The sequence below is a fragment of the Desulfatibacillum aliphaticivorans DSM 15576 genome (assembly GCF_000429905.1).
Taxonomy (GTDB): Bacteria; Desulfobacterota; Desulfobacteria; order Desulfobacterales; family Desulfatibacillaceae; genus Desulfatibacillum; species Desulfatibacillum aliphaticivorans.
On the sequence record NZ_AUCT01000020.1, the window covers coordinates 14,226 to 28,209 of the forward strand.

The window sequence follows — 13,984 nt, forward strand, 5'->3', positions numbered from 1 at the left end:
GGGAGGCTCGAACAGAAATGGATGGCTTTTTTTTCTGTTCTCGCCATGCTCTCTTGTTTAAAAGTTGATAATGAACTCCATAGCCAGCCTGGTCGCGGTGTCGTCGCTTTTCGCGCCCAACGCCTCAGTGGCCTCCTCAATGCCGTCGCCGGGAAAGAAGGCTGAGGCCTGCCCTTTGATGAAGCTGTTCTTGGAAGTCGCAAAAGTGACTTCGTTGTCCCATTCCGTTCCCACGTAGCCGCTGCTAACCGGGGACGGGCCTTTTAACGGATTGACCAGGTTGTAGATTTCAAAGTCTTCGTTCCAGTTGAACACGTTGACGTTTGTTCTGAAGATCAGGAACTTTTTCGGGGCGATGGTGACGCCGGCGCTGTATAAGGTCATGCCAGGGTTGTCGCCGCGGCCTCCGCCGAGGCCTGTGTAGTTCTGCACGCCGCCCGTAAAAACCGGGGTTCCGTTTCCGTAAAGCTCGGGTAAGTACCCGTAAATCAGGGAGCCCAAAACCATGTTGGTGTCGCCGATGATGGTGTTCTCGCCGCCCCAGGCGTTGGCGAACCGCTGGGCGTTTGTGACGCCTTCATAGCCGCCCAATTCGTCGTCAGAGGGATCGTCGTCTCCCGAGGTGTACATAATCCCCAGGTGAGGCTTGACCTGAAAACCGGCCTGCTCCTTAAAATCGTAAGAGAAATCCGCCGCCAGGGCGTAGGCGTTGATGTCGTAGTCATCGTATTTCAAACCCACGTCCTCGGCCTGGCCGAACTGATAGACCGCCTCGCCCATCCAGGAGAATCCCCCGGAAGTTCCCGTGTATAAGATCCCGGCGTGATGGGAGTCTGTGTCGGGAATTCCGCCGGCGATGCCAAAGGGCGCCCCGGCCAGATAATTCAACAGGTCGCGGGCGGGCACGTCCCGGATGCGGTCAAAGGCATACAAAAATTTAACCTTGTTGGCCTTATTCGGCTTCCAGGCCAGATATCCCGCGTACACCGTGCGGTCGTTGTCGCCGTCGTCGGACAATAAATTGGGGGCGCTGCCGATATCGTTGTCGGACAGCTTGAAAAAGCCCACGTTCACATCCAGTTTGTCGGAATCCCTGGTCAGCCAGAATCCGGGATTGTCGTCCCCGTAAACCAGCCCGGCCCCTTCCATGGCGTCCAGATGCCAAACGTCCCAGCCTGCATGAAACCGGGTCTTGCTCGGCAGGGCGTAAGACACGTGCAAACGCTCCAGGCCGAAGTTGCTGTCGTCATTGGTCATGCCGCCCCGGGAATCCACCGTGGCGGTGTCCAGGGGACGATCGTATTCCAGGGCTGCGTAGAAGCTCCATTTGCGGTCCTTGGGCAGCGCGTTGAAATGAAGTTTGGCTTCCGTCCGAATATAGTTGTCCTTCACCCAACCGGACTCATTGCCGTGGATGCGGAAAAAATCCTTGTCCAACCCCCCCAACAAAAAACTGTCCGTGTTATCGCTCAGGCCGAAATCCCAGTTGGACTCCGCCGTGGGAATCAAGCGCGCCGTGGCGCCGAAACTCATGAGCACGTCTTTGCCGGTTTTCACTTCAATGCTTCCCGGCCCTACAATGGTTTCTTTGGTGATGTCCTGCACTTCGTCTTCCTGGGCCGTAACGGGGCTCATAAAGGCGATCAGCAACAAGGCAGCAGCGAGAGGAGTCCGCATTTTTCGCATTTTCATATTCCACACCTCCTTGTGTAATTGATCCCTATCTGAGCCGGGCCCGGCTTCCTTCGGCTGCAGGCGAACTCCCGCCTCAGCCGTTGTCCTTTGGAATTACAAAAAGCAGGCCAGCAATTCCCGGCAAAAAATAAATAAGAATAACCTGTTGATATATATTATGATAAAAACATAAATCGCATGTTTTTGCGCCATACGCCCTTGACTACCGCCAATATCAACGTTAATTTGGCATTAACACTTGTTTAAACCTTTAACGATAGGGTTAACATGCTTAAACAGGACTGGAACAGCTATTGGAAAACCGTGGTGGACACCATCCACGACGGCGTGATGATTGTGGACAACCAGGGCGTGGTGGTGAGCATCAATAAGGGCATGGAAAGGATCAGCGGCTTCAAAGCCGGGGAGATGGTGGGGAAGTCGTGCACCATGCTTAACTGCGATATCTGCGAAATCGCCCAAAAAGACGGGGGCGGGCACTGGTGCGCTTTGTTCGCCACAGGGCGGATCAACGAACGCCGCTGCAACATTGTACGAAGGGACGGAAAGACCTTTCCCGTATTAAAAAACGCCTCGCTGTTAAAAGACTCCGAGGGAGAAACCATCGGTGCGGTGGAGACCATCACCGACATCTCGGAACTGATCGAGAAGGATAATCGCATCCAGGAATACCAGCGCGAGTTGCGCAGGGAGGACGGTTTCTTCGGGCTGATCGGCCAATCCGAGCCCATGCGCAGGATATTCTCCCTGATCCGGGATGCGGCCGGATCTGACGCGCCCGTGATTATTTACGGAGAATCGGGGACGGGCAAGGAGTTGGCGGCCCGAGCCATCCACAACAGCCGGGATCCCCAAAAGCCCTTTGTGGCGGTCAACTGCGCAGCTTTGAACGAGCAATTGCTGGAAAGCGAGTTGTTCGGGCACGAAAAAGGCGCTTTCACCGGAGCGGACAAAAAGCGTACAGGCCGGTTTGAAGCGGCGCACGGAGGCGCGATTTTTTTGGACGAGGTCGGAGACTTGCCGCTGAGCACACAGGTCAAGCTGCTTAGGGTGCTGGAGCAAAAAGTCATTGAACGGGTGGGGTCCAGCAAGTCTATCCCCATTAACGTTCGCGTGATTTCAGCCACCAACCGGGACCTCGGCCAAATGGTCAGAGAGGGCCGGTTTCGACAGGATTTGTATTATCGGTTAAACGTCATTCCCGTCCACTTGCCTCCCTTGCGGGAGCGGCGGGAGGACATCCCCCTCTTGTCCACCCATTTTTTAACCAGGGCGCGCCTGAAAAGCGGCAAAAACATTACGGGCATATCCAACGAAGCCCTGCGTATGATCGTCAAGCACGTGTGGCCGGGAAATGTTCGGGAGCTGAAAAGCGCCTTTGAATACGCCTTTGTAACCTGTCATGACGACTTGATTGAACCCCGCCACCTGCCCCCGGTCGTGGCCGGAGCGCCCCTTGCGGACTGCCGGGAGCCGGCGCCCGCGGAGAAATACCAGAGCCCGGACGACAGGGCCAGGACGGAACTCGTCGAGGCCTTGGAAAAATCCAACGGCAACCAGACCGAAGCGGCCAAACTGCTTGGAGTCTCCCGGGTGACGGTCTGGAACAGGATGAAGCGATACGGAGTGGATCTGAAAAGCGTGGTGAACAGATGACCGCAAGTTGCGTTCATACTGTTGACGCGGTTGGAACTTGGGGAAAATGATGCAATAGCAAGATATTGTGAAGGTTTCACAAGCTCTACCTAACCTATGTCGCGCAAGGATGGCATGTTGGCTGCGAACTCGTTCTCATGCTGCCAGACTGTGTCGCAATTCAGGATATGCCCCCGGTGCGGAAAGATGCACGCCCTCTCCCGCAAGTTTGCCTTCACAATAATTCCCTTCACCGGAAAATGCTTCAATTGCGGCCTGAAAATGAACGGAACCGGCGCGGATACAAGATTGGGCCTGTAACGTGGAAAAGCGTTTCAACGCAACGTCATTTAGTTTTTTAGGGATTTTATCGTCTTGAAAATGGCGGAGAGGGTGGGATTCGAACCCACGATCCCGCTTGTGGCAGGATACTGCTTTTCGAGAGCAGGGCCTTCAGCCGCTCGGCCACCTCTCCGCATTGGGGAACAAAATTTGAAAGAAATTTCTTATCTTCATTGGCTTTGTCTGTCAATGGAAAAGCGCGTTTGCTGATTGAGTACGGGCGCGGAACCCATGTTGTTCAATTTCTGATATAGGATTCCTATCGTTTTTGACCAACGGACGCTCTATCCCATTTGATCATTGAAAAATGAGACTCAACCAACTCCGAACGCCCGCCAGAAACTCCCAATCTCCAAATCGTTCCCGGTCGCGCAAGCGTATGTATTTCGGCCTTGCGGACAATATACGGCTATCATGCAGGGGCTGCCTTTTAAATTCGCACTGTTCAGAAAGGGTGATATTTCAACAGTCGTGCTGTTTTTGTCCTTTCCGGGATTGCAAAAGAACGCGGATTTGTTTATGATGCAAATTCCATGTTTTACGGTTAGACTATTTCGGAGGGGAAAGGAAGGGGAATGGCCGGAAAAAAACGATCTGTCCTGATCACCGGGGTCTCCCACTCCTGGGGGAAAAACCTGGTTCCCTTGTTGGAGCAGGACCCGGAGTTCGACCCGATTATCGGCATTGATTTTGAAAAGCCCAAAAAACCGTTCAAGCGCCTTGAATTTTTTCAGGTGGATTTGCATACCCCGCTTTTGGCGGAATTGCTCCAGGTGGCCCGGGTGGATACGGTCTGCCACCTGCTTTTTCTGGACTCCTACACGTCCAATGAAGAGCATTTCGACCAGAACGTTATGGGAACCATGGATCTTCTGGCGGCCTGTTCGGCGGCCGAGACCAAGCGCCTGATCATCAAAAGCAGCACCAAGGTGTACGGCGCCCAGGCCAGCAACCCCAATTACATCTCGGAAGACGCGGACTTGAAAGGCCAGCATCAGCACCGGTACATCCAGGACCGGGTGGAGTTGGAAAAGATGGTCCGGCGGTTTTCCCGGAGCAATCCCATTCCGGAAATTACGGTGCTCAGGTTCGCCAACATCCTGGGCCGCACCGTGGATACGCCGGTCATGCGGTATCTGGACTCCAACATCGTGCCCACCTGTTTGGGCCACGATCCCTTGTTCCAGTTCACCCACGAGCAGGACGTGCTGGCGGCGTTGTATCACACCATCAAAAGCGACGTGACGGGGACGTTCAACATCTCCGGGGACGGGGTGCTGCCCCTCTCCCAGATTTTGCGCATAGGCGGGAAAGTCCCCCTGCCCCTGCCAAGCCCCCTCATGCGGGCGTCCAGCATGATTTTACGGCCCGGCGGCAGGCAGGGCCTCACCGACTCCATCCCCATCGAGACGGACTACATCATGTACAACTGCCTGGGCGATACCGCGCGTATGAAAAAGGTCTTGAAGTTCAAGCCCCATTTTTCGTCCAAGGAAACCGTCAAGGAATTCTTCGAGCATTTGCGCATCCGCAAATATCTGCCGTCCCGGAACAAAATCCAGTCAGACCCCCAGTCTTCGGAGCGCATGCAGGCCTGGATCCAGGCCCGGCAAAGGGCGTCCAACTATCTTTCCAATTTGATCGAAGACTTCAACAAGGAAGAGGGTTATGACCAGTAAGGGTTCCGAGAGGAAATGCCAGGGGGTGACCGCCAAGGGCGCGCAGTGTAAAAACAAGGCCTTGGAAGGCCATGATTACTGCGCCCTTCATATAGACCAGGAGGAAGCGGCGGCCGGACCGGATTTATTCGCCGGGAACGCCGAGACGCCTTCCGAACAGTGCATAGAGGCCTTCAAGGAGGCCATGGAGTTCATCCGCCGCAGACGGGCCGGGGATTACGAAATCGACGCCTGGGGCCGGGACGACGAGCTTACCCAGCGGCTTATGTTCATTGGCCGGTTCATTTATAAATACTACTGGCGCGTGACCGTCACCGGCGTGGAAAACATCCCCGCCGAAGGCCGATGCCTCATGGTGGCCAATCATTCCGGCGTGCTGCCCTACGACGGCGCCATGACCGTCATGGCGGTCCAGGAGGAGCATCCCCAGCCCCGGCTGGTGCGGGCCTTGGTTTTGTCCCTGGTGTTCAAACTGCCCGTGACCGGGCCTTTGCTGCTTCGGCTGGGAGGGGTTCAGGCCTCGCCGGAAAACGCGGAACGGCTCCTGGAGCAGGACGAACTGGTGCTGGTCTTTCCCGAAGGCATCAAGGGAATCGGCAAGCCCTTTTCCAAACGATACCAGCTCGCCCGGTTCGGCCGCGGCGGATTCACCCGCACGGCCCTGAAGACCAAATCTCCCATCGTGCCTGTGTCCATTGTGGGCGCCGAGGAGATTCACCCTAAAATCGGGAATATCAAGCCCCTGGCATCTCTGTTGGGAATCCCGTATGTGCCAATAACCCCGACCTTTCCGTGGCTGGGCCCCCTGGGCGCCATCCCCCTGCCCACCAAGTGGCATATTCATTTTGACGCGCCCATCCGCCTGCAGGACCTGGATCACCGCCCGTCCGAAGAGCCCCTGCTGGTCTCCAAGGTCTCCAATCAGGTGCGGGACACCATCCAGCGGAGCATCTACGACATCCTGAAAAAACGCCGCAGCGTGTTTTTTGGATAATAAAAGCAAGAACTGCAAACTACAAAAGAACTGCCTCCGGCGGCCAACTTTTAAAAAAGTTGGATCAAAACTTTAAAAGGGCGCTGCGCGCAAAAGAATGGGAGACGTTTGTCAGCCTTTCCCGAGTGCAGATGTTGGAAATCCAGCGCCTTCATTTTTGCCTGGGGCGCTCGGAAAACGCTGCATTGCATTTTAAAACGGCGCCTTCCCTCCGGCATTGCATGCCGCTGCTGGCCGTTTTAAATTACCTCAGAAGATAGAATTGATCTGTAGTTGCAGGGCTTGCCCTGCCAAAGGCGTGTTCCGCACGCCGAGGGTGGCCGCGGCACAGCAGTATCGTGGCGGGGCGCGCAGCGCACTTGGTTTGGCGACGGAGCCGCAGGACGCCCGCAAAGTTGAAAGAACCGAAGCCCTTTCCAATGGCTCATTCCCATGCTTTGTGTGGGAATGTATATATAAGCATCTGAAATCAATTAACTTCAAGAAGGTAAAGCGCCTCTCGAAAAGGGTAACCCAGGCAAAGCAGTATCTTGCCTGGGCGCGTAAGCGTTTGTTGTTTGGCCTTAGCGCTGCAGGACGCCCGCAAAGTTGAAAAAACCGATGCCCCTTCCTAAAGCTCGTTCCCATGCTTCGCGTAGAAATGTATATATAAATATCTGAAATTAATTAAGTTATAACTATATTTGCGTTCTTGAAGCCCTCAATGAAACGCCTCTCAAGCATCACCTTGCGTCCGTCCTCAATTCTTGATTCCAACCCGCTTTTCGGGCCGCACATCATGGCCTATCGGCCCCAGGCAGCAAACTGCGCTGCCTGGGCTACCCAAAAATATGGGCTTCGGCCAGGACTCGTCGCCCGCCGACCATCCTCCATTTCCACCATCTTTCCCGGCCGCGCCTTTTGTTGCTAAAGCAACCCAGGCAATACACTACATTGCCTGGGCCACCCCAAAAAAGGCGCCTTCCCCCCCCGGCATTGCATGCCGCGGCCAGCCGGTTCAAATAACCTCTGGGGATGAATTTGATCTGTAGTTTCAGGGCTTGCCCTGCCCGGGTGCGCAACACATGTTGTTAAACTCTGAATAAAATAGAAACCAACTATTTTTACTATTTCTTCCTGACCCACAACAAAAACAGGTTGCCGAATTTGTAAAAGCCTTCGTGGATGAGGTTGAAGCGGGACTCCCGCATGTCGTGGCAGGAGACCGGAACCTCGGTGATCCGATGTCCGTCCCGGGCGGCGAAGTACACGATTTTCACCACGTAAAAGGTCAGGTCATCGGCGTAGGGCAGGTATTTTTTGACTACCGGGGTGCGGTAGGCCTTGGCTGCAATGGAGTAGTCGTGAAATCCTATGTTCAGCAAAACCCGGGCGAGCTGGATGAACAGGTTGCTGACGGATTTGCGAATCCAGGGCCGCTTCTGGTCGCCCGTGACCTTGGAGCCTATGACGATGTCAAACTGGTCCAGCAGTTCCAGGGCCTGGGGGATGAACCCCATGTCGATGGAGAGGTCCATGTCCACGGTGACGATTTTGTTGTACCGGGCCGTTTCCACCCCTTGGGCGAAGGCTTTTCCCACGCCTTTTTCCGGCAGATGGAAGACCGTCAGGCGGGGCGCGAATTCCCGGGCCAGGCTTTGGGCGATTTCCACGGTCCGGTCGTCGGAGCCGTTGGAGCCGATGATCACCTCATAGGGCGAGGCCGGGGTCAGGGCGTCCAGAAAGGCCATCAGCCGCCTGATGTTGGCTTCCATGATTTCCTCTTCGTTGAACACCGGGCAGAAGACGGTCAGGCCGGGCAGTGTGCTTGTCAAGAATTCAACTCCTTCAATCGGTCTCTGGCCTGGTTCGCCCAGGGCGAGTCGGGGCTTCTTTCCACTACGTTGGTGAAATCCAGCCGGGCTTTGCCGGGCAGATTCAACTTCATGTGCGCCAATCCCAGGTGATACCAGGCCTCCGGGGCCAGAGCGGTTTGGGGGTATTGACGCAGTAATTCTGTCATGGACGCGGCCGTATTGTCAAAGTCCTGTTCATTGAAAAAGCTCAGGCCGGTCTGGTAAAGGGCGTGTTCCGCCCACAGGGCATCCTCATAACGCTCCCTGACAATCCGGAAATCCAGGCGCGCTTCCTGGTTGTTCCCCTGGAGCATGAGGCACAGGCCCCGGTGATAAAAGGCCTCGGCCGCCAGGCCTCTTTCCGGCGCCATGGATAGCAGGCGGTCCAGGGATTCCTGGGCGTCTTTATACCGCCCTTCCCGATACAGGGACATGGCGTGATGATAAGCCGCCAGCCTGCCCCAAACGGTTCCGGGGAACTCCTCCACGGTCCGGTTGAAAGCCTGCCGCGCCTGGCCGTATCGCTTCTGCTCCATTTTGCACAGGCCGATATGATACCGGATTTCCGGCGCGCGCGGGCTGTCCGGATATTTTTCCAGGGCGGATTCCAGCTCTTTCAGGGTTGCAGGCCAGTTTTTTTGGCGATAATAGCACATGGCCAGGTGATAGGCCGTTTCGCCGGCGATCAGGCTTTGGCCGTGGCGCTCCAGAACTTCCCGGAAAGCCGGAACGGCTTTTTCATAATCTTCGGCTACAAAATATTTGAGGGCTTTGTTATACGGAACGGCCGGGAATTCCGGCGCCTCGCGGGAGAGAAACAAGCTCGCGCCCGCGGCCATGGCAAGGAGCAGGGGAACGGCCGGATAGATGGCGTATCGGTCGAAAATCCTGCCCGCCGCTCCCGTAATTCCCCGGGAAAAGGGGAGGGCGCACAGGGCGATCCAAAACAGGGCGGCCAGGGTCAGGATTTTGCCGATCCAGTCCCATTTTGTGGGGCCGTATTCCAGGGTCACGTCCGGCGATTTGGGAAAAAGCAGCATAAAGCCCGGGCCCGCCAGATAAATCCGTTCTCCGCCCGAGGCTTTCCAGCCTGGATGATAGGACGCCTTCACCAGCAAGGGCATGCCCGGCCTGGCGCCGGTGACGACGATTTTCTCGTGAAGCAGGGTTGCTTGTAAGTCGGGCGCCTCCGCGCTTTTCAATGCCACCTCAGGCAGGGAGCGCATGGGCGCGTCTCCGGCCCGAGCGAACAGGATCCGTTCCTCCAGGCTCAGGCCGTCGGCGAAAACCGGGGTGACGTCCAGGTCTCCCAGGCGGAACCAGGTGTAAGCCTTTTGCATCCACCCTTTGAGGGGGAGCAGCACGGGACGGCGGTTCAGGGCGGTTACGTAGCTTTCGGGCGCATCCTTGATCCCGTACACCTCAAAAGGCCGGGCCGAGAATTCGCGTTCATAGTCCGGGGCGCCGGCCAGGGCGCGTTTGGTCTCGGTTTCCATGGCGATGAACTGGGAAACGTTGAAGTACCTCATATGTTCCGCCGCGCGTTCCAGGTTGAAGCGGGAGTATATAACCTCCGGAATGGGCGTGGACGGATGCTGGCAGGTTTCGGATTGGATGTAAAACACAAAGGGCGCCGGGACCGACGCCTGGATGTACACGCATTCCAAGGTGGACCTGCCCGAAAACAGAGGCAGGTTTTCATAGGCGCGCACCGATCCGACTCCCTGATTGATGGTGGAGTGCTCGTACTGCACCCTTGGGTCGTTCCAGTCTCCCTTTAGATAATCGTTCACCGCCTTGTATTCGGGCCACAGGACCTTGCTTTCCATTCCCCGGTAATTGGATGAGACCCACGAGCGGATAAAGGTTACGCGCCCGTCCACCCACAAGGCCGTGCTTAGCAGGGCGACGGCCGCCAGAAGAACGGCCGCGGTTCTCGAGTCCCGCACGATCAGCCGGGACCGGAACAGCATGGCGCCGCCCATAATCAAATACAGTTGGAAAAAGGGGATAAACCGTACATCCACCACTCGGGCCCGGTATCCAACGAAATACAGGGCCGCGCCGCACAATATCAACCCCCAGACATAGGCCATGGGCCGCAGGCAAAAGGGCTGCTCCCCGCCGTCTTTCTCCCGGCGCCTTTTGCTGAGAAAGAAGGCGGCCAGGGCCGCGACGGTCGCAACAAGGGTCAGGCCTATGAACGGCTGGATGGTTGCGGGGAGGATTTCCTCCATCGCCTGCTTCCAGGAAAAAAAGATCCACAAAATATTGAATTTGGTGGTCCAGGGCAAATTCGCCAGAAGGGGCGCGATCCAGAAGCCCAGGAGGCAAAAAGCCAGACCGTGGATTTTAAGCAATGCGTTCAAATGCTCTTTAAACCGGATTCTGGTGAGCAGAAAAAAGCCGGAGCCGAAGCCCGCGAACAACAGGGCGTAGGCGTGGCTCAAACCCACCAGGGCCAACAGGCCCGCACACAGGATAACGCGCCGGGCCGTTGTTTTTTCCATGGCCCGGTACACGCAGCCCAGCCATAAAACCGCCAGGGAAAATCCTATGCTGTAGCAAAACTCCCCCGCCAAGGTGCTTGGGATGTTTCCGCCCCACATCTTGTTGCCTTCGTTAAAGAGAAAAACAAGGCTGAACGCCGCGCCGATGATGGGAACGGGAAAAGGCTGCCTTAAACAGCGTAAAAAAATGTACACGGAGGCCGGCAGCAAAAAGACGCCCAAAACCGTAACCAGCTTGAACGCAACGGGCAGTCCCAAGAGGGGCGCAAGGGCGGCCGCCAACAGAAAAGGGGCCGGAAAATAATATTGCAGCATGGGAAATCCGGCGAGGTTGCCATGACACCAACCAGATATTTTTCCCGAAGGAACTAGTTGTTCTTGCAAAAAATACGCAGTAAAGTAATGTGACGAAGTGTCGCCGCCGGCCGTTATGGAGTCAAAGAAAATCAGGTGCGGGGCGTAATAGAGGCCCAAAAAGCCCCATAGGAGGGCGAGGAAAAGTAAATCCCAAAAAATTAAATATGTTGAGCGTCCAAGTGTGACGGGTTTAACAGCATTATAATCATGAAAATGCTTGACACCAAAGGGTTCTCCCTCTAAATACTGAAGAATACGTACTTTGTCGGCTTTAGCTGTCATAACCATTATTTTCCATACTTAAAATCCTGTGAGGGACTTATGCGACAAACGGGCTTACACGCTTTCCGTTGCTTATCGTATTCTGTTTTTGTTGTCCTTGTACTGTCTTTTGCATTTGTCCAGGTCTCCTTTGCCCAGGAAAACCCCATGAGCCTGTATGTGGACGGGGTTGACGCCTTTGAGGCGGGAGATTACGACCAGGCCCTGTCCTATTTGGATAAAGCCATTGCATTGGACCCTCAGAATACCGAATTTAAATACTACAAAGCCGTGGTTCTTTCCAAGACCGGAGAATCCGACCAGGCGTTGGCTATCTGGAATGCCTTGGTTAAACAATATCCAAAGGAATATCGCAAGGCGCTTTTTGATATTGCCGCAGTCTATACCAAAAAACGTCAATACGAAAATTCGTTGCCGGTCCTGGAAAAAGCCATTCATCTGAACCCGAAAGACGCTCGGGCTTATATGGAAGTGGCCGTGGTGCAACGGGAACTGGAGCAATACGATCTTGCTTTAAGCAACCTGCAAATGGCCAAATCCCTGAATCCCCAGTTCGGCCCGGCCGTCGATCTGACCACCGCCGCCATTTATCTGGAGCGGGAGGAGTTTGACAAGGCCGAGAATTTGTTCAAGCAGGTGGCTGACCAGGATTCGGGCACGGATATCGGCGTCGCGGCCGTCAAATCCCTGGAAGCGGTGGAGCAAACCCGCCGGGCCCGCAAGCCCTGGTACGTAAACGGGCAGTTCACGTGGGGATACGACGACAATGTCACCCTACGTCCTTTGGATTCCGAGCTGCTGCAATTTCAGTCGGACGAAGAAGACGCCTTTCAATCCCTGTTTGTGGAAGCCGGATACCGGATAATCAATCGCTATGAATGGCGTGCGGGGCTTAGCTTTGCTTTCAACCATCAGGGATATCAGGACCTCGCCGAAAACAACACCATGTCGTACAATCCTACGGCTTTTCTGGAATACTACAAAAGAAAGAAATACACCTTCCGCTTTTCCTATGACTACGCCTACTACTACGGGGGAGGCCAGGTCCGGGATCTGCAGGACGCGCAATGGTACCTGCTTTTCGACGCGGATGACGACAAGCTCCAGACCCACCGTCTCATGACCAACTTCACGCTGGTTGAGCCTTACGGCCTTACCAGCGTGGTCAATTTCGCCTGGATGCAAAAGGATTACTGCGATTCCACACCCGACGCTCACGTGTATCAGCCGGGAATCACGCAGAATTGGGCTCTGCCCAATATTCCCGTGGTCCTGAGGGTGGGGTATCAATTGTATTGGGAGGATTCGGAAAACTCCACCTATTCCTATTACAGCCACACCGGTCTGGGCGGTCTCTCCGCGATGCTGCCCTGGGATCTTACGGCGGACCTCCAATATACGCAAGTCCGGACCCATTTTGACGAAAGCCCCCAACTGCCCGGAGCGCAAGTGTTCTGGAAAGGGGACAGGGCTGACACCCTCCACGGATTCAGCGTCAACCTGACCAAAAAACTGACGGACTGCTGGCGGATTCAGGCCAACTACTATCACGGAGACAGCGACTCCAACGTAATCCGCAAGGACCCCTGGTACATCAAGGGGGGCAAGCAGTACAATAAGTACTGGGATCCCTATGAGTTCAGAAAGAACATATTCAGCCTGTCCGTGGCTTGCAATTTTTAAAACACCGGGCCGCCCGCGCGATTTTGGGCGGACTTGAAGCATGGAATTCGGGAAATAAACCGAAATATTATACAGAGGACTTTCGGCTATGAGAATGGGAAGATTGTTTATCGTCACTTTGGTAATGTGCGGCCTTTTTATGGCCTTTGGCGCCGGGTTCGCCGGCGCTGCGGAAAAGCCCATAGGGAGGATTACTAAACTCTCCGGAAAGGCCTTTGTGGACCACCAGGGCAAAAGCATCCCCGCCCGCATAGGACGCAGCCTTTACCAGAAAGACGTCATCCGGACGGAGGGCAAGGCTTCTTTGCGCCTGACGCTTAACGACAACTCCATCGTGAGCGTGGACGAAAATTCCACCCTGGATCTGTCCGAATACCAGTTCGAGCCCGAGAAAAAAACCCGTAAAGCCTTATTTAACATGGTGCGGGGTAAGATCCGGGTCTTCGCCAACCGCCTGACCGGGTATAGATCCAAAGACTTTAACGTCAAGACCCCCACGGCTATCTGCGGGGTGCGCGGCACCATTTTTATTGTGGAAGTGGTGAATAACCAATTGACCATCGTCCAGTGCTACTCCGGCGCCGTGAGCGTGGCTGAGCTGCAAAATCCCGATCAGTACGTCACTCTTACCAATCAGATGAGGACGGATATTGTGGGCGGCTCCCTGCCCACCACGCCCATCGCCATGACCCCGGAGGAAATCGACGCCTTGCGGGATGCCGGCGTGGATATCATCGACAGCGGCGAGTACGGCGACGGACCCGGTGCGCAGGAAGGCGGAGATGGAAGCTCCGCCGGCGCCAGCACCACAGCGCCCTCAACGACTCTGGGGACAACAACGACGACAACGACAACGACGACCACAACAACGACGACAACGACCACTACGACCGCGGCGACTTCAAACCCCACGTCCACAACCATATTGCAAAAGTTGCCTGGACCTCCGGGGCTGCCCGGTTAAGTTGCGGC

8 protein-coding genes and 1 tRNA gene are annotated in these 13,984 nt (G+C 55.4%); 5 read left to right on the forward strand and 4 right to left on the reverse strand.

Annotation, left to right across the window (positions count from 1 at the left end; all coding sequences use genetic code 11):
• Positions 1 to 57 precede the first annotated feature (57 nt).
• The gene (locus G491_RS0117110; RefSeq protein ID WP_028315458.1) at positions 58 to 1,692 is read right to left on the reverse strand and encodes an alginate export family protein; all 1,635 of its coding nucleotides are present in this window, start codon (positions 1,690 to 1,692) and stop codon (positions 58 to 60) included.
• A 270-nt stretch (positions 1,693 to 1,962) separates the two neighbouring features.
• Between G491_RS0117110 and G491_RS0117120 the strand changes: the two genes are divergently transcribed.
• A complete protein-coding gene (locus G491_RS0117120; protein WP_028315459.1) occupies positions 1,963 to 3,351 on the forward strand; it encodes a sigma-54 interaction domain-containing protein in 1,389 nt (462 codons plus the stop codon).
• Between the two features lie 361 nt (positions 3,352 to 3,712).
• On the opposite strand, the gene G491_RS0117130 is transcribed toward G491_RS0117120, so the two are convergent.
• Positions 3,713 to 3,805, reverse strand: a tRNA-Ser gene (locus G491_RS0117130).
• Between the two features lie 442 nt (positions 3,806 to 4,247).
• On the opposite strand from G491_RS0117130, the gene G491_RS0117135 reads away from it, so the two are divergent.
• Together G491_RS0117135 and G491_RS0117140 are read left to right on the forward strand one after the other, a co-directional pair.
• Positions 4,248 to 5,351: an NAD-dependent epimerase/dehydratase family protein gene (locus G491_RS0117135; RefSeq protein ID WP_028315460.1), complete on the forward strand. Its 1,104-nt coding sequence runs from the start codon at positions 4,248 to 4,250 to the stop codon at positions 5,349 to 5,351.
• The gene (locus G491_RS0117140) at positions 5,341 to 6,345 is read left to right on the forward strand and encodes a lysophospholipid acyltransferase family protein (protein ID WP_028315461.1); all 1,005 of its coding nucleotides are present in this window, start codon (positions 5,341 to 5,343) and stop codon (positions 6,343 to 6,345) included. The genes G491_RS0117135 and G491_RS0117140 overlap by 11 nt, the downstream gene beginning before the upstream one ends.
• Positions 6,346 to 7,451: 1,106 nt before the next feature.
• On the opposite strand, the gene G491_RS0117150 is transcribed toward G491_RS0117140, so the two are convergent.
• A complete protein-coding gene (locus tag G491_RS0117150) occupies positions 7,452 to 8,159 on the reverse strand; it encodes a glycosyltransferase family 2 protein (protein ID WP_028315463.1) in 708 nt (235 codons plus the stop codon).
• Positions 8,156 to 11,005: a 6-pyruvoyl-tetrahydropterin synthase-related protein gene (locus G491_RS0117155; RefSeq protein ID WP_028315464.1), complete on the reverse strand. Its 2,850-nt coding sequence runs from the start codon at positions 11,003 to 11,005 to the stop codon at positions 8,156 to 8,158. Before G491_RS0117155 ends, G491_RS0117150 begins: the two co-directional genes overlap by 4 nt.
• 471 nt (positions 11,006 to 11,476) lie before the next feature.
• On the opposite strand from G491_RS0117155, the gene G491_RS0117160 reads away from it, so the two are divergent.
• Positions 11,477 to 13,012: a tetratricopeptide repeat protein gene (locus G491_RS0117160; RefSeq protein ID WP_028315465.1), complete on the forward strand. Its 1,536-nt coding sequence runs from the start codon at positions 11,477 to 11,479 to the stop codon at positions 13,010 to 13,012.
• Between the two features lie 88 nt (positions 13,013 to 13,100).
• Positions 13,101 to 13,976: a FecR family protein gene (locus G491_RS0117165; RefSeq protein ID WP_028315466.1), complete on the forward strand. Its 876-nt coding sequence runs from the start codon at positions 13,101 to 13,103 to the stop codon at positions 13,974 to 13,976.
• The last annotated feature ends 8 nt before the right edge of the window (positions 13,977 to 13,984 follow it).